This is a genomic window from Halospeciosus flavus (assembly GCF_029814175.1).
Taxonomy (GTDB): Archaea; Halobacteriota; Halobacteria; order Halobacteriales; family Halobacteriaceae; genus Halospeciosus; species Halospeciosus flavus.
Genome location: NZ_CP122312.1, coordinates 453837 through 469717 on the forward strand (window position 1 = coordinate 453837; position 15881 = coordinate 469717).

At 67.5% G+C, this 15881-nt stretch carries 14 protein-coding genes; 10 read left to right on the forward strand and 4 right to left on the reverse strand.

Going from position 1 to position 15881, the window contains the following annotated elements:
• Positions 1-7 precede the first annotated feature (7 nt).
• Positions 8-538: a universal stress protein gene (locus tag P0Y33_RS02120; RefSeq protein WP_279528920.1), complete on the reverse strand. Its 531-nt coding sequence runs from the start codon at positions 536-538 to the stop codon at positions 8-10.
• Positions 539-621: 83 nt separating this feature from the next.
• On the opposite strand from P0Y33_RS02120, the gene P0Y33_RS02125 reads away from it, so the two are divergent.
• A complete protein-coding gene (locus tag P0Y33_RS02125) occupies positions 622-1416 on the forward strand; it encodes an HpcH/HpaI aldolase family protein (RefSeq protein WP_279528921.1) in 795 nt (264 codons plus the stop codon).
• A 91-nt stretch (positions 1417-1507) separates the two neighbouring features.
• Here P0Y33_RS02125 and P0Y33_RS02130 read toward each other — a convergent pair whose 3' ends face one another.
• Entirely contained in the window at positions 1508-1921 is a 414-nt protein-coding gene (locus P0Y33_RS02130) for a methylated-DNA--[protein]-cysteine S-methyltransferase (protein ID WP_279528922.1), read from the reverse strand.
• 102 nt (positions 1922-2023) lie between these two features.
• Here P0Y33_RS02130 and P0Y33_RS02135 point away from each other — a divergent pair, with 102 nt between their 5' ends.
• From P0Y33_RS02135 to P0Y33_RS02160, 6 genes are all read left to right on the forward strand, one after another.
• A complete protein-coding gene (locus tag P0Y33_RS02135) occupies positions 2024-2695 on the forward strand; it encodes a helix-turn-helix domain-containing protein (RefSeq protein ID WP_279528923.1) in 672 nt (223 codons plus the stop codon).
• 105 nt (positions 2696-2800) lie between these two features.
• Positions 2801-4138, forward strand: coding sequence for a Trk system potassium transporter TrkA (gene trkA, locus P0Y33_RS02140; protein WP_279528924.1), 1338 nt, complete (start codon positions 2801-2803; stop codon positions 4136-4138).
• Complete coding sequence (locus P0Y33_RS02145; protein ID WP_279528925.1) at positions 4135-5676, forward strand: TrkH family potassium uptake protein; 1542 nt, start codon at positions 4135-4137, stop codon at positions 5674-5676. The genes trkA and P0Y33_RS02145 overlap by 4 nt, the downstream gene beginning before the upstream one ends.
• 42 nt (positions 5677-5718) lie before the next feature.
• Positions 5719-7311, forward strand: coding sequence for a TrkH family potassium uptake protein (locus P0Y33_RS02150; protein ID WP_279528926.1), 1593 nt, complete (start codon positions 5719-5721; stop codon positions 7309-7311).
• On the forward strand, positions 7311-7547 hold the full coding sequence (locus P0Y33_RS02155) for a hypothetical protein (protein ID WP_279528927.1): 237 nt from the start codon (positions 7311-7313) through the stop codon (positions 7545-7547). Before P0Y33_RS02150 ends, P0Y33_RS02155 begins: the two co-directional genes overlap by 1 nt.
• Positions 7548-7571: 24 nt before the next feature.
• Positions 7572-8252 (forward strand): potassium channel family protein, encoded by a 681-nt coding sequence (locus P0Y33_RS02160; RefSeq protein ID WP_279528928.1) that lies wholly within the window; start codon positions 7572-7574, stop codon positions 8250-8252.
• 10 nt (positions 8253-8262) lie between these two features.
• Here P0Y33_RS02160 and P0Y33_RS02165 read toward each other — a convergent pair whose 3' ends face one another.
• Positions 8263-9018, reverse strand: a complete 756-nt coding sequence (locus P0Y33_RS02165; protein WP_279528929.1) for an Lrp/AsnC family transcriptional regulator — start codon at positions 9016-9018, stop codon at positions 8263-8265.
• Between the two features lie 322 nt (positions 9019-9340).
• On the opposite strand from P0Y33_RS02165, the gene P0Y33_RS02170 reads away from it, so the two are divergent.
• Positions 9341-11707: an amino acid permease gene (locus tag P0Y33_RS02170; RefSeq protein ID WP_279528930.1), complete on the forward strand. Its 2367-nt coding sequence runs from the start codon at positions 9341-9343 to the stop codon at positions 11705-11707.
• A gap of 29 nt (positions 11708-11736) precedes the next feature.
• Here P0Y33_RS02170 and P0Y33_RS02175 read toward each other — a convergent pair whose 3' ends face one another.
• Positions 11737-13953: an amino acid permease gene (locus P0Y33_RS02175; protein WP_279528931.1), complete on the reverse strand. Its 2217-nt coding sequence runs from the start codon at positions 13951-13953 to the stop codon at positions 11737-11739.
• A 135-nt stretch (positions 13954-14088) separates the two neighbouring features.
• Between P0Y33_RS02175 and P0Y33_RS02180 the strand changes: the two genes are divergently transcribed.
• Complete coding sequence (locus P0Y33_RS02180; protein WP_279528932.1) at positions 14089-15279, forward strand: cation:proton antiporter; 1191 nt, start codon at positions 14089-14091, stop codon at positions 15277-15279.
• A 66-nt stretch (positions 15280-15345) separates the two neighbouring features.
• A complete protein-coding gene (locus P0Y33_RS02185) occupies positions 15346-15831 on the forward strand; it encodes a cation:proton antiporter regulatory subunit (RefSeq protein ID WP_279528933.1) in 486 nt (161 codons plus the stop codon).
• Positions 15832-15881: the final 50 nt, after the last annotated feature.

The window sequence follows — 15881 nt, forward strand, 5'->3', positions numbered from 1 at the left end:
GCCTACCCTACCCGTTGGCGCTCTCGAACGCCGTCGCCTCCTCGCTCGCCTCACCGTCCGCCTCCGTCGCCGTCGAGCCGTCGGCTTCGTCCGTCGTGTCGTCACCGACCCGGACGGTCATGACCGGGACGCGTGAGGCGCGGACCACTTTCTCGGCGACACTCCCGAGCAGGAGGCGGTCGATGCCGCCGCGGCTATGGGTCCCCATCACGACGAGGTCGACGCCCAGTTCCTCCGCGTAGTCGACGATCTCCCGGCTCGGCGCCCCTTCGCGGAACACTCGCTCGACCGGGACACCGTAGTCGGCGGCGATTTCCTCGACTTCGTCGAGGGCCTGGTCGCCCTCACGTTGGAGCAGCGTCGAGACCCCCTCGACGTTCGCCTCTAACTGGAGCGTGGCGAAACTCGCCGTGTTGACGACGTACAACGCGTGGAGCGTCGCCCCGTGTTCGGCCGCGAGTGCGGCACCCTCCTCGATCGCCCGCCGTGTCCCCGTCGACCCGTCCGTCGGGACGAGGATGTCGTGGTATCGGCCCATGCCTGTGCTAGTGTATCACATACACCAGTATAGGGGTTCCGCTGCACGACACCTTTAGGAACGGTCCGTTCGACGCCACGGACGTGACAGACCCGATCAGCGAGAACGACCTCCGCACAACGTTCGAGTCCGGCGGCGTCGCGCTCTCCGTCCTCGAGAGCGCCTACAGCACGAACCTCGTCGAGTTCTACGGCGAACTCGGCGCCGACGCGGTGTGGCTCGACCTCGAACACGGTGGGCCGAGTCCGTGGGACGGCGAGCGACTGAACGACTTCCTCCGCGCGGCCGAGCGCGGCGGAACCGAACTGCTCGTCCGCACACCCGAGGCCGATCCCGCGATGGTCCGCAAGTGCCTCGACGCGGGCGTCCGCAACGTGTTCGTCCCGCGCGTCGAGACCGCCGACGAGGTACGGGACGTCTGCGAGGCCGCCCGCTTCGACTACGACGACGAACCCGGCGAGCGAGGGCTGGCGAACCCGCGAGCGAGTCGCTGGGGACTCCAGGGCGACTACCCCGCGACGGAGGACCGCGAGACGCTCGTCGGCGTCACCGTCGAGACCCGCGAGGCCGTCGAGAACCTCGACGCCATCCTGGACGTGCCCGACCTCGGGTTCGTCTTCGCGGGACCGCTCGACCTCTCGGCGGCGTACGGCCACCCCGGCGAGCGCGACCACCCCGAGGTGCAGGCCGCCGTCGAGACGATCGAGGAGAAGACGCTGGAGGCGGACGTCCCGCTCGGTGGTCTCGGCTTCGGCGTCGACGACCTGAACGCGAAGGTCCAGCGTGGCTACCAGTTGCTCAACTGCGGGAGCACCACCGGCGCGCTGAAGAGTGCGGTCTCGGGGTGGTTGGAGACAGTCGAACGAGATTCGGAGTGAGTGAGATTCGGAACGAGCGACCGAAGGGAGGGAGTGAGAATCTCGAAGACACGAGCGGGAGCGAACAGAGTGAGCGACACGCGAGCAGGCGTCACTCGAAGGCGCCGAGGTCGGTCTGTCGCTGCCCGCGTTCGAGGTCGAGGAGCGCGCGTTTGGCTTCGACGCCGCCCGCGGCCGAGAACCCGCCGAGCGAGTCCGCGCCCACCACGCGGTGACACGGGACGACCATGGGGGTGGGGTTCGACCCGCAGGCTTGGCCGACTGCCACCGCACCGGTGTCGAGGTCGTCGGCGAGGTCGCCGTACGTCCGGGTCTCGCCGTAGGGGATGGCCGCCATCGCCCGCATCACGTCGCCGGTGAAGCCGTCGGGGTAGTCGACGGCGACGGAGAACTCGCGGCGCTCGCCGGCGAGGTACGCCTCGACCTCGCGACGGACGCGTTCGTCGGGTGCGTCGAGGACGGCGGTGTCGACGTCGAGTCGGTGGCCGTCGACGGTGAACTGCATGTCGCACGTACGTACCGGTCGAGCGTACATAAGTGACGGTGCCCCGCGGCGGACGCGACGCGGGCCACAACGTTCACCCGCGTGACACCGCTAGGTACTCTCATGCTCACCGTCGCCACGTACACCGTGCCGGCGGAGGACTTCCCGCTCGGTCGGTTGTTCACCGACGTCCCGGACGCGTCCGTCGAACTCGACCGGGTCGTCCCGACTGGCGACGAGACCCTCCCCTACTTCTGGGTTGCAGCGGACGGCCTCGACGAGGTGGCCGCTGCCATCCGGACGAGTCCGGCTGCGGAGTCGCTCGCGCTCGTCGCCGAGACCGAGGACCGGGGTCTCTTCCGGATCGAGTGGGACACGGAAGCGTCGGGCGTCGTCGACGCCATCGCCGAGGCGGGACTCACGCTCCTCTCCGGCGTCGGCTCTAGTGACGAGTGGCTCTTCGAGTTCCGCGACGTCGACAGCGAGGGGCTGACGGCGTTCCAGCGCTACTGCGGCGAACACGGCATCGACGCGACGCTCGTACAGACGCGCCCCCACGAGGATGGCTTCGAGCGCGAGCGCCGCCCGGTCACGGACGAACAGTACGAGGCGCTCGTCCTCGCCTACGAGGAGGGGTACTTCGACCCGAAGAGCGGCACCACGCTCGACGACCTCGCCGACGAACTCGGAATCTCCTACCAGTCGGTCTCGGGACGGCTCCGGCGGGGATACCGGAACCTCGTCGAGCAACTCCTCACCGAGTCGTCCCAGTCGAGTGGGCGTGGGCCGGAGTGAGGCGAGTCGGGCCGGGCGAGGCCGTCGCGACGACCGCCCCTCGAAACCGTCTTTTGGGAGGCGCTCGCAGAACGGGACATGCGAACGAAGCGGAGGGTGCGCTAAATGCGTGTACTCATCGTCGGTGCCGGTGAAGTCGGGTCGAGCATCGCCGGGAGTCTCGCGGATAGCCACGAAGTAGTCGTCGTCGACGTCGACGGTGACCGCGTCGAACAACTCACCTACGAGCACGACGTGCTGACGGTCCAGGGTGACGGTGCCTCGCTGGACACGCTCGAGGAGGCCGGCGTCGAGAAGGCCGACATCGTCATCGCCAGCACGGACGACGACGAGACGAACCTCGCCATCTGCGGGACCGCGAAGACCGCCAGCGACGCGTTCACCATCGCCCGCGTCCAGAACCGGGCGTACCTCCAGACCTGGCGGCGCTCGCACGGCGTCTTCGGCGTCGACTTCATGGTGTGTACGGACCTGCTGACCGCCCAGTCCATCGTCCGGGTGGTCGGACTGCCGACCGCCCGCGACGTCGACCCGTTCGCTGGCGGGCGCGTCCAGATGGCCGAGTTCGAGGTGCCCGAGTCGAGTCCGGTCGCCGATCAGACCGTCCAGGAGGCCGACCGCTTCGACGCGCTCACCTTCGCCGCCGTCATCCGTGACGGCGAGGTCGAAATCGCGCGCGGGGACACCCGAATCCACGCGGGCGACATGGTCGTCGTCATTGGTCGGCCGGACAGCGTCCAGGCGTTCGCCGCGTCCGTCGCGCCCGGCGAGGCCGCCAGTGACGTCGACGACGTGGTCATCGTCGGCGGGAGTTCGGTCGGTGCACTCACGGCCCGCCTGCTCGCGGACCGCGGGTTCTCCCCGCGTCTCGTCGAGCAGGACCCCGAGCGCGCCCGCGAACTCGCCGAGGAACTCTCGGAGACGACGGTCCTCGAACACGACGCGACCGACGAGGACTTCCTCGAACGCGAGCACGTCGGTGACGCCGACCTCGTCGTCTCTGCCCTCGACAGCGACGAGCGCAACCTCCTCGTCTCCCTCCTGACCAAGCGAATGGGTGCCGAGCGGACGGTCGCCGTCGTCGACGACGGCGCCTACGTCGACCTCTTCGAGGCCGTGGGCGTCGACGTCGCGGTCAACCCCCGCGAGGTGACCGCGGAGGAGATCACCCGCTTCACCCGCGAACGCCGGATGGAGAACGTCGCCATCGTCGAACCCGGCGAAGCCGAGGTCCTCGAAGTCGAGATCGACGCCGAGAGCGTGCTCGCGGGTCGCTCCATCCGTGAGGCCGCCGCCGACCTCCCCGAGGGGTTCGTCGTCGGCGCCATCACCCGCGGCGGGGACTTCATCACTCCGCGTGGTGACACTGTGGTCCAGGAAGGCGACCACGTCGTCGCGTTCGTCCGCGCGGACGCGATCGACGACGTCACGGCCAAACTATGAGTTCGCAACTCCGCGTCGACTGGCGGGCGGGCGTCAGCCTCACCGGCCGCGTGGTCAAGTGGCTCTCGGTCCCGATGCTGTTCCCGCTCGTCCTCGCACTCTACTACGGGCGGGGACTCCGGACGTTCCTCGTGGCCATCGCGGTCGCCCTCGTCGTCGGATGGTCGCTCGAACGTCTCCACGACGACCCCGCCGAGGCGCTCGGCACGCGCGAGGGATTCCTGATGGTCGCGCTGACGTGGTTGCTCGTGAGCGTCGTCGGCGCCGTCCCGTACGTCGTCGAGGGCGCCATCACGACCTACGGCGCGACGTCGACGCTCCGACTCCCGGTGAACGCGCTCTTCGAGTCGATGAGTGGCTTCACCACCACCGGGTCGACCGTCATGGGGAGTATCTCCTTCGAGAACCACTCCCGCGCGTTGATGATGTGGCGCCAGGAGACCCAGTGGCTCGGCGGGATGGGGATCGTCGTTCTCGCCGTCGCCATCCTTCCCGAACTCTCCGTGGGTGGCGCCCAGTTGATGGACGCCGAGGCGCCCGGCCCGGGTATCCAGAAGCTCACCCCGCGTATCGCCGAGACGGCGCGCGCCCTCTGGGGGATGTACCTCGGGCTCACCGCCCTCGAAATCGTCGGGCTCTACGGCTTCCACCTCGCCGGCATGGCGCCGAACATGGACCTCTACAACGCGGTCGCCCACGGCTTCACCACGATGCCGACGGGCGGGTTCTCGCCGGAGGCGCGCTCCATCGAGGCGTTCACCGCGGTCGTCCAGTGGTTCATCATCCCGTTCATGATCGCGGCCGGGATGAACTTCGCGCTGTTCTGGCACCTCTGGAACCGCGACTTCGAGATCGTCCTCGACGACGTCGAACTTCGTGGGTACCTCGGCGCGATGGGCGTCCTCACCGCCCTCGTCGCCGGGTTGCTGTTCACGACACCCGGCTTCGATAGCCTCACCGGCGCTCTCGAACCCTCGCTACGCCACGCCGCCTTCCAGGTCGTCTCCATCGTGACGACGACCGGGTACGCGAGCATGGACTTCAACCTCTGGGGACAGCACGCGAAGTACGTCCTCCTGTTCGCCATGTTCATCGGTGGCTCCGCGGGGAGTACCGGTGGGAGTATCAAGGTCGTCCGGTGGGTGGTCATCCTGAAGTCGCTCAAACGCGAGTTGTTCACCACCGTCCACCCCGAGGCCGTCTCCCCGATCCGCCTCGGTAAGCAGACGGTCGACGAGCGGGCGGTCCGCGGTATCTACGCCTTCACGCTGCTCTACCTCGTCATCTTCGCGTTCGGGACCCTCGCCATCGTCGTCATCGGCGTTCCAGGGAAGGACCTCTCGGCGTTCGAGGCGACGAGCGCCGTCGCCGCGACGCTCGGCAACGTCGGTCCGGGCGTCGGCCTCGTCGGCCCGATGAATAGTTTCCTCCCGTTCCCACGGGTCTCGAAGCTCCTGATGGTCTTCTTCATGTGGGTCGGCCGCCTGGAGATCTTCCCGGTGCTCGTCCTGCTCACCCGCGCCTACTGGCAGGACTGAAGCCACACCCTATTTAGTCGCCCCGCGAGGTAGGTCGGACGAATGCCCGCAGACGGACTCCGAACGATCGGCCGCGATCTCGGTCGGATTCTCCAGGTGTACGCCATCATGCCGGCGCTGACCGTCCTCGTCGCGGCGGTGTGGGGCGAGTTCTACGCGATTCCGGCACTCCTCGTCTCCGGGGCGGTCCCGCTCACCGTCGGGACCGCCCTCCACGGTCACTTCGCGGACGCGGGCGAACCCGGCAAACTCCACGGCATGGTCATCGCGGCGACCGGGTGGTTCCTCGTCGCGGTCTTCGGTTCGCTCCCCTTCGTCCTGCTCGCGGCGTCGATGCGTGCCGGGTTGCTCGGCGCGCCCGCGCTCAACTCGACCGTCGCGGCGTTTCTGAACCCGCTGAACGCGCTCTTCGAGTCGATGAGCGGCTTCACGGGGACCGGCCTGACGATGACCGTCCACGAGAACCGCCTCCCCGCGACGCTCCAGTGGTGGCGCTCGTTCATGGAATGGGTGGGCGGCGTGGGCGTCATCGTCCTCACGACCGCTATCCTCGCCCGGCCGGGGAGCGGGTCGCTCACGCTCTACGAGAGCGAGGCGCGCTCGGAGAAGATCCACCCGAGTATCGTCTCGACGGTCAGGACCATCTGGTGGATCTTCCTCCTGTTCACCTTCGTCTCCATCCTCCTCCTCTGGCTCGCGGGGATGCCGCTGTGGGGCGCCATCAACCACGCCATGACCGGTCTCGCCACCGGCGGCTTCTCGATCACCGACAACTCCATCGCGACGTACGACAGCGTCGCCATCGACTTCGCGCTCGTCCCCATTATGCTCCTCGGGAGTATCGCGTTCCCGGTCCACTACCTCCTCTTGCAGGGCCACTTCGAGGAGTTCCGCGAGGACCTCCAGACGCGGTGGGTGTTCGGCTTTTTCGGACTCGGGACGCTCGCGCTGACCGGACTCCTCTACGCCCACGGCGTCTACCAGTCGACGGCGGCCATCTCCGTCCTCGGCGTCACGCTGACCGGGGACGCGGCCGCGCTCTTCCAGTCGTTTCGCTACGGTGTCTTCCAGTTCGTCTCGGCGGCGTCGTGTGCGGGTTTCCAGACGGCGAGCATCGGGGCGCAGTGGAGTGCCGCCTCCCACCTCGTCGTCGTACTCGGGATGGTCGTCGGTGCGGCCGCGGGGTCGACCGCCGGCGGCATCAAACTCGTCCGGGTGGCCACCCTCCTGAAGGGGACCGCGTTCCGCATCGCGGGCGTCTTCTACCCGCGCTCGGCCGTCCGGACGTTCCGCCTCGACGGCCGCGCGCTCTCCAGTCGCGAACTCACCAAGGAGTTCGAGGAGGCGGCCATTATCACCGTCCTCTGGGTCGTCTTCCTGGGCCTCGGGACCGCCGTGCTCCTGGTGACCGTCCCGACCGGGGCCGGTCCGAACGCCTACTCGCTGGAGAACGTGCTCTTCGAGGTGGCGAGCACGCAGGGCAACGTCGGTCTCTCGACCGGCATCACCGGTCCCGGGATGCCGACAGCCGCGAAGGTGATGTTCCTCTTCAACATGTGGATCGGCCGCCTCGAAATCATCCCCGTCCTCGTCACGCTCCGGGGACTCGTCTACGGCTTCGGGGTGCGTCGCTGATGCTGGGCGTCGACGTCGGTAAATTGCTGACGGGTGCCGTCGAGACGCTCTTCGAGGCCGGGCCGGACGACCGGGTGTTCGACGCCTTCATCCTCGTCGCCCCGCTCGTCCTCCTGGCCATCGCCGTCCTCGGGCGGACGACGGCCACGACCGTGCTGGCGGGCGGCTACGTCCTCGGGTTCGTCGGCTACGTCCTCGCGCTCGGCGTCCGCCACGTCCGGAGCGAAAGCGATTAACTGCCTGGCCGTCGCCCACCCCACATGTACATCATCGTCGTCGGTGCCGGGCAGATTGGCTCGCAGGTGCTCGACCTCGCGACGGCCTCCGACAACGAGGTCGTCGTCGTCGAACAGGACCCGGAGGTGGCCGAGGAGGCGAGCAGGGAGTACGACTGTCTGGTCATCGAGGGCGACGCGACCGACCGCGAGATCCTCGAAGACGCCGGCGCCGAACAGGCCGACGCCATCATCTGCACGACCGACGAGGACGCGACGAACCTGATGGTCCTCTTCATCGCGAAGGAGTTGGAGATCTCCTCGCTGGTGACGGTCGTCCAGGACCCACAACACCTGAACATCTTCCGCCGGGTGGGTGCGACCATCCTCGAGAACCCACAGCGACTCATCGCCCAGTACCTCTACCAGGCCATCCAGCGCCCTTCCGTCGAGGACTTCATGGAACTCGGCGGCGACGCGGAGATCTTCGAGGTGACCGTCACCGAGAACGCGGCCATCGCGGGGAAGACGCTCTCCGAGGCCGGGTCGGAGAGTCTCCTCGGCGAAGACGTCCTCGTCGTGGCCCTCCAGCGCGGGGAGGAGATAGTCACGCCACGCGGCAGTACCCGCATCGAGGCCGGCGACACCGTCACCGTCTTCGCGCGCGAGGGGATGACCGACGACCTCGTCGAGTTGTTCGTCGGCGAGCAAGAAGTGGCCGAGTAGTTCGGTCGCCCTACACGGCGGTCGACTCGTCGACTTCGAACGCGGCGAGCGTACTCACCGGCACGCCCCGCGGGGAGAAGAGCCGGACCCGGTCACCGGGCTGGACGCGGGTGTCGCCGCGCGGCGTGATGGTCGTCTCACCCCGTTCGATGGCGACGACGAGGACGTCTTCGTCGACTAGCCCGGTCTTGTTCGCCTCCTGGAGCGTCTGCCCGGCAATCGGCGCCTCGCCGTCGACGGTGACCGACCGGATTTCGTCGTCGTCCGCCCGCTCGACGGGGTGGGTGGAGACGGTCGCCGCCGCCGACTCCGGCCCGAACTGGTGGTACGCGTGGTGGTGCTCGTCGTGGAGGAGGTCTTCGTCCTCGATGTCGAGTCCGAGATTGGTGAGTTTGCGCGCCACGCGCGTGAGGTCGTTCGTGTCCTCGCCGACGGCCTTCACCCGGAGGTTCCCGTGACCGGTCATCACCTCGCGGACGTTGACCACGCCGGGGACGCGGAGGACGCGACGGGCGAGGCGATCCTGTTCGGACACCGAGGTGCTACAGAGGAAGAGGTTCGTGAGGAGGCCCGAACACGCCTCGTAGTCGATGGCGGCGTGGTAGCCGCGGACGACGCCAGCCTCCTCCAGTTTCTCGATTCGGTTCCGGATGGTCCCGCCCGAGACCTCCATCTCTCGTGCGATATCCGAAGCCGCGGTGTTTCGGGCGTCCTGGGCCAGGTGATAGAGGATTCTCTCGTCAAGTTCGTCGATTTCGTGGCTCATACGTACCACTCGATGCGGAATCCGAAATGACTTTCCACTACTTCGACCACAGATTACTGACTCCCCGCCCGTTTAGCCCGCAACCAACTTCGCTCTCCGAGTACTCCGCCCGTCGTTGGCGGAGAGTGGTGTCCTGATGGGTACGATATCCGGAATAGACTGCCCCGATATTGCGCATCTCGCAGGTTTCTCCAAGGTTTATAGTCGTCCGCCGTACACGGGGGGAGTATGTCTGTAGAGACGACCCGTAGCCCGGTGTATCGGTTCCGGGCGAGACGTGGCGACCACCTCCACGACCACGACGTACCCGGGGTGGTCGTCGATGAGTGACGCCGGGAGCAACGTCGAGGCCGAGCTGAACCGCGACATCGGGCTCGTCGGTGCCGTCGCCATCGGTGTCGGGACGATGATCGCGGCGGGCATCTTCGTCCTCTCGGGACTCGCCGTCGCGAACGTCGGCGCGGCGGCCATCGTCTCGTTCCTCGCGGCGGCGGTCGTCGCGAGCTTCTTCACCGCCTTCGCCTACGCCGAGTTCGCCTCCATCTACCCCGAGAGCGGTGGCGGCTACATGTACGTCGCCAACGTCTTCGACAGCGACCTCACCTACATCGTCGGCTGGTCGATGATCCTCGGCTATCCGGCGTCCGCGGCGTTCTACCTCGCGAGTTTCTCCGACTGGTTCTACCGGTTCATCTACCCGGCGTTCTCCATCCCGGAGGCGATTCCCTACTGGGTCGGCGGCTTCGTCGTCCTCGCGCTCCTCGTCGGTATCAACCTCAAGGGGACCGAGGAGACCGGTGCCTTCCAGATCGCCGTCACGGGGCTGAAGGTCGCGCTCATCATCCTCTTCCTCTACGGTGGCCTCCAGTCCTTCGACGCGAGTATCGTCGTCGAGTCGCTCCAGCAGAACACCCAGACCTTCGCCGACTTCCGCGACATCGGGCTGACGAGCGCCCTCGTGTTCATCACGTTCTTCGGTTTCGAGGCCATCGCGACCAACGCCGAGGAGATCAAGAAGCCCGGCGACACCGTCCCGCGCGCCATCTTCATCTCGATGGGGCTGGTGACGGTCATCTACACGCTCGTCGTCCTCGTCATCGTCATCGCGGTCAACGACCCGAAGTTCCTCGACTTCCTCACGAACAACGTCGAACTCGGTGGGCTGACCGCCAAGGAGTACATCGCCAACCACGGCGAGGTGTCGATGGCCTACGCCGCGAAGTACTTCCTCGAAGTGTTCGGGAACGCCGGCTTCTACGTCATCATCGTCGGCGCCCTCTTCTCGATGATTTCGGCGGCCAACGCGACCATCCTCGCGGGCTCGCGCGTCAAACTCGCGATGGCCCGCCGCGACCACCTGCCGAGCCAGTTCGAAGACCTCCACGACACGTTCAACACGCCGCACAAGGCGGTCCTCCTGACCGGCGGACTCATCCTCTTCTACATCGCGGTGTTCTCCGTCGTCTTCGGGAGCCACCCGGGGAGCGGAACGTACCACCCGCCGTTCGGTCTCCACCTCGGTATCGAGCACCTCGCACACTTCGCGGACTTCATGCTTCTCGGCGGCCTCATCGTCGTCAACCTCGCCGTCGTCCAGTCCCGCCGCAAGTTCCCGGACATCGACCGTGGGTTCGAGGTTCCGTTCGTGCCGGTGGTCCCGGTCATCGCCGTACTCGCGAACCTCGTCCTCTTCTTGAACGTCAGCCCCGTGAGCTTCGCCATCGGGGTCGTCGCCGAAATCGTCGGCGTCGCCTTCTGGTTCACCGTCCTCTCGGGGAAGCCGGCCGAACACGCCGAAGAGGAGACGCCGACGCTCGTCGCCGAACACCACCCCAGCGAGTCGGAGTACACACTCCTCGTCTCCATCGCGAACCCCGAACACGTCCCGCAACTCATGCGGACGGCTGTCGACATCGCGAAGGACCGCGACGGAGACATCCTGGTGATGAGTGCCGTCGAACTCCCCGCACAGACACCGCTCTCCGAAGGTGGTCAGTACCTCGAAGACGAACGGGAGATCGTCGACGAGGCGATGGAGTTCGCCCGCGAGGAGGACGTCCCCGTGAGCGGAACCGTCCGCATCGGCCACGACGTCTCCGAGGCGATCACGAACACCGTCGACCAGTACGAGTGCGACGCCGCACTCCTCGGTTGGAGCGGGACGAGCCGTCGCCGTGACATCGTCCTCGGTTCGACCGTCGACGAAGTCATTCGCGACGCCGCCTGCGACGTCCTCGTCGAGAAGACCGGCGAAGTCGAACAGGAAATCGCGTCCATCCTCCTGCCGACGGCGGGCGGCCCCCACGCCGAGTTCGCCGCGGAGGTGAGCAGCGCCATCGCCCACTCCGAAGGGGCGACCGTCCGGGTCGTCCACGTGGTCGACCCCGACGCCTCCGAGACCGAGCGACGCGACGCCCAGGACCGCATCGACGACACCGTTGCCGCGCTCTCGGACGTGGAGTACGAGACCGAACTCCTCGAGGGCGAGGACGTCGTCGACACCATCGTCACCGAGACCGCGGAGACCGACCTGACTCTCGTCGGGGCGACCCGCGAAGGGATTCTCCAGCAACTCGTCCTCGGTGCCGTCCCCGAGGCAGTCGGTAAGCGCGCGAAGGGAGCAGTCATCATGACCAAGCGGAACCTCGGCATCACCTCGCGGCTCCGTCAGTGGCTCCGCTGGGAGTAGACACCCACTCCCCGCTCCCCGCTCCCCGCTCAGAAGACGAAGCGGTCGAGCAGGTAGCGGATGAACGTGTGGCGACGCGCCTCCCGGGCGTGAGAGAGCGCCACCGTACACTCCAGTTCTTCGGCGAGTTCGTCCGGTAGTGCCCCGAACATCACGTCGTAGAGCAGGTGGTGGGCCGACGTCCCGACCACCGCGAGGTCCGCGTCGCCGACCGCCACGCGAATCGTCTCCAGGCGGTCGTCCGCCCGGTGGATCTCCGTCGAGACGGGCGACTCACAGAGTTCGGCCACCTCGTTCTGGTACTCGCCGATCGAGCGAATCTGGTCGTCGGAGGCGTCGCCGGGGAGGGCGTGGATGAGGCGGACGCGGGCGTCGTGTTCCGCGGCGACGGCGTCGGCGACGACGACCTCCAGCGGGTCGAAGGGGCCGCGGTCGGCGACGACTGCGACGTCGTCGATCGACTCGGGTAGCCCGCGGTTCCGGACGAAGACGAGGTCCGCGGGGCTGTGTTCGATGTACCAGTCGACGTCGTCGCCGAGCAACTCTTCGTGGCCGAAGTCCGGTTCGACCTCGCCGAACAGCACGTCGAACTCCTCGGCGTGGTTGGCGACGGCGTGGTTCAGGTCGTGGGTGACGACCTCCGTCGCCGTCACCGAGACGTCGAAGTCGGCGGCGAACGCTTCGACGCGGCGCTCGAACTCCGCCTCGGCGGGCGTCTGCTCGCCGGCGGCGCTGGTGAGCGAGGTCTGGTCCGGTACTTCCTCGAAGCGGGCGACTTCGACCTCGCCGTTCCGTCGGGCGGCGACCGCTGCGGCCATCCGCAGGAGCGTGGTCTGGTCGTTGAAGTCGGTCTCCGAACCGACCGCGACCAGCACGCGCTCGCCGGTGGAGTCGAGGGCCTCGCGGGTGCGGTCGGCCGTCGTGACGCCGCGTGTCCGTCGAATCGCGTCGACGGCGGCCCCCTCGCGGCCGGTTCGTTCGCGGGCGTAGCCGAGGTACCACAGGAGACTCGCGACGACGATGCCGACCGCGCCGAGCAGCGGGAGCGTCCCCATCTGCGTGAGGAGGACGACGCCACCCACGATGCCGAACAACTGCGCCCACGGGTAGAAGGGGGCGACGAACTCCGGTTCGTAGCCTTCGAGGTCGCTCTCCCGGAAGGCGACGAGTGCGACGTTGATGAGCGTGAAGACGAGGAGTTGGAAGGCGCTCGCGAGTTTCGCGAGTTCGACGACCGGGACGAACGCGATGAGCGCGAGCAGGACGGCACCGGTCAGCGAGATCGACCGGATGGGCGTCCGGTAGCGCTCGTGGACCGACTGGAGCGACGATGGGGCGAGGCGGTCGCGACTCATCGCCAGCGGGTAGCGCGACGAGGAGAGGATGCCGGCGTTCGCCATGCTCGTCAGGGCGAGGACGGCGATCACCGAGACACCGACGACGCCCGCACTCCCGAGGAAGTTGCCCGCGGCGTCGGCCATCGGCGTGTAGGAGTGTGCGAGGTCGGCGAGTGGCGTCACGCCGACGATGACGAAGACGACGAACGTGTAGACGAGCATCATCAGACCGATGGAGCCGAGGATGGCCATCGGGATGTTCCGCCCGGGGTCCTCGACCTCCTCGGCGACGCTGGCGATCTTCGTCACACCCGCGTAGGAGACGAAGACGAACCCCGTGGCCGCGAGCAGACCGTCCGGCCCCGTCGCGAAGAACGGGTGGTACTGCGACTGGTCGACGTAGGTGAGTCCGTCGCCGATGAAGACGAGGAGGGCGAGCAGAACGAGCGAGACGATGATCGCCTGCATCCGCCCCGTCTGCTTGACGCCGACGACGTTCACGCCGACGAGGAGGACGGCCAGAACGAGTGCGACGGGTTTCACGACACCGGCGAGTTGAGGGGCGAACAACAGGAGGTACGCGCCGAGACCGACCAGCGCGAAGGCGCTCTTGAACACGAGCGAGAACCACGCGCCGATGCCGGCGATAGTCCCGGCGGCCGGCCCCATCGCCCGGTCGATGAAGAGGTAGGTCCCGCCGGACTCGGGCATCGCCGTCGCCATTTCGGATTTCGCGAGCGCTGCGGGGAGGACGACGAGGCCGGCGAGGAGGTAGGCGAGGATGACTGCCGGTCCCGCCAACTTCGAGGCGAGTCCGGGGAGGACGAAGATTCCGCTCCCGACCATCGCCCCGATACTGATGGTGATCGTCGCGAAGAGACCGAGGTCGCGTTCGAGACTCTTGGGCATCGTGGTCGGTAATCGACAACGAGGCCCTTGAAGGTGCGCCCCCGGTCGATTCTGCGGAGTCAGTGCGTCGCCGTCGACCCAGTCGTCCGGGCGACCAGAACCGTTTACTCGCCGCCGCGTGCAGGGCCGGAGTAGATGGCCGAAACGCTGCTCTTCGAGGTCGGCGTCATGTTCGCCGCTATCGCGGCGGTGAGTTTCGTCGCGAGTCGGCTGTCGGTGTCGCCGATTCCGCTCTACATCGTCGTCGGGATGGCGCTGAACCAGTTCGTCGTCGGCCGCCTCGACCTCCCCTACGTCCACGCGAGCGACTTCGTCACCGTCGGCGCGGAACTCGGTATCGTCCTCCTCCTCTTCTTCCTCGGTCTGGAGTTCAACGTCGAGCGCCTGCTCGCCGACCGCCAGCGCATCGGGACGGCCGGTGTCGTCGACTTCGCCGTCAACTTCGGCGTCGGGTTCGTCCTCGGCTTCCTCCTCTTCGGCGGTGTCGTCCCCGCGATGCTGATCGCGGGTATCGTCTACGTCTCGTCGAGCGCCATCATCACCAAGACGCTGCTCGACCTCGGGTGGATCGCCAACCCGGAGAGCGGCCCGCTCCTCGGGACGCTCGTCTTCGAGGACCTCGTCATCGCCGGCTACCTCGCGCTCGTCTCGGCCATCCTCTTCGGCGGCGGGAGCGTCGGCGAGATCGCCCGCTCGCTCGGCGGCGCGTTCGGCTTCATCCTCCTTCTGGTGCTCCTCGTCTACTTTGGGACGGCAGCGCTCGAACGCCTGCTCGAAACCACCTCTGCGGAGTACTTCGTCCTCCGGGCGCTCGGCGTCACCGTGTTGATCGCGGGCGCGGCACTCGTCGCGGGCGTCAGCGAGGCCGTCGCCGCCTTCTTCGTCGGGATGGCGTTCAGTTCGACGAGTTACGCCCACGAACTCGAAGAGTCGCTCTCGCCCATCCGCGACACGTTCGCGGCCGTCTTCTTCTTCTGGATCGGTCTCGTCACCGACCCGCTCTCTTTCTTGGGTGTACTGGACCTCGTCGCCGCGGCCGTCCTCGTGACCGCACCGGCGAAGGTGGTGAGTGGCTTCTTCGGCGGGCGGGCGTACGCCCTCGACGACCGCCGCTCGCTTCGGGTCGGTCTCGCCATGGTCACGCGCGGGGAGTTCTCGCTCATCCTCGGGTCGGTCGCGCTGGCCGGGGCCGGTGGGGTCCTCGCCGTCCAGACGGCCGAGGCCATCTCCGCGTTCGCCGTCGGCTACGTCCTCGTCATGAGCGTCCTCGGAACGCTGTTGATGCAGGAGTCGAAGCGCTTCGAGCGCTTCGTGACGCTCGACTGAGGACGGGACCTAAGTCGAGCGACGAACGCCGGTATCGTTTTCTCGCCCCCAGCACAACCGGCGGACATGGACATCTACGAGACCGACATCCCTGGGGTCGGTCGGCGCTTCGAGTTGGAACTCACCGGGGGGACCCGACTCGTCGCCGTCCTCCACCACGACGGGCGCGCGGAACTGTTCCGCCGCGAGGGACCGGACGCCGACGGCGAGAAGGTGTTCGACCTCACCGGCGAGGAGGCCAACAAACTCGGGTCCATCCTCGAAGGGGCGTACTTCGAGTCCGTCGACGTCGACGAACTGACGGTCCCACTCGGCGACGCCATCTTGGAGTGGGTCGAAATCGACGAGGAATCACCGTACGCCGGCGTGACGCTCGCCGAGTCGAACCTCCGGGAGGAGACCGGCGCCACCGTGATCGCCATCCAGCGCGGTGAGGAGACGATTCCGAACCCCGGACCCGAGACGACTATCGAGGTCGACGACTACCTCGTCACCCTCGGGACCCGCGAGGAACAGAACCGCCTGCTCGACCTCGTTGACGGGACCGCCTGACCGGCACGACACGCCGAATCCGACCGCTTTATACCGGTCCCCGTGCGACT

Excerpts from the sequence above, each read along its gene's own strand:
- trkA (WP_279528924.1), top strand. The coding sequence starts at position 2,801 with ATGCGTGTACTCATCGTCGGTGCCGGTGAAGTCGGGTCGAGCATCGCC.
- P0Y33_RS02175 (WP_279528931.1), bottom strand. The coding sequence starts at position 13,953 with ATGCCCAAGAGTCTCGAACGCGACCTCGGTCTCTTCGCGACGATCACC.
- P0Y33_RS02130 (WP_279528922.1), bottom strand. The coding sequence starts at position 1,921 with ATGCAGTTCACCGTCGACGGCCACCGACTCGACGTCGACACCGCCGTC.
- P0Y33_RS02145 (WP_279528925.1), top strand. The coding sequence starts at position 4,135 with ATGAGTTCGCAACTCCGCGTCGACTGGCGGGCGGGCGTCAGCCTCACC.
- P0Y33_RS02150 (WP_279528926.1), top strand. The coding sequence starts at position 5,719 with ATGCCCGCAGACGGACTCCGAACGATCGGCCGCGATCTCGGTCGGATT.
- P0Y33_RS02185 (WP_279528933.1), top strand. The coding sequence starts at position 15,346 with ATGGACATCTACGAGACCGACATCCCTGGGGTCGGTCGGCGCTTCGAG.
- P0Y33_RS02160 (WP_279528928.1), top strand. The coding sequence starts at position 7,572 with ATGTACATCATCGTCGTCGGTGCCGGGCAGATTGGCTCGCAGGTGCTC.
- P0Y33_RS02135 (WP_279528923.1), top strand. The coding sequence starts at position 2,024 with ATGCTCACCGTCGCCACGTACACCGTGCCGGCGGAGGACTTCCCGCTC.
- P0Y33_RS02170 (WP_279528930.1), top strand. The coding sequence starts at position 9,341 with ATGAGTGACGCCGGGAGCAACGTCGAGGCCGAGCTGAACCGCGACATC.
- P0Y33_RS02180 (WP_279528932.1), top strand. The coding sequence starts at position 14,089 with ATGGCCGAAACGCTGCTCTTCGAGGTCGGCGTCATGTTCGCCGCTATC.
- P0Y33_RS02120 (WP_279528920.1), bottom strand. The coding sequence starts at position 538 with ATGGGCCGATACCACGACATCCTCGTCCCGACGGACGGGTCGACGGGG.
- P0Y33_RS02165 (WP_279528929.1), bottom strand. The coding sequence starts at position 9,018 with ATGAGCCACGAAATCGACGAACTTGACGAGAGAATCCTCTATCACCTG.
- P0Y33_RS02155 (WP_279528927.1), top strand. The coding sequence starts at position 7,311 with ATGCTGGGCGTCGACGTCGGTAAATTGCTGACGGGTGCCGTCGAGACG.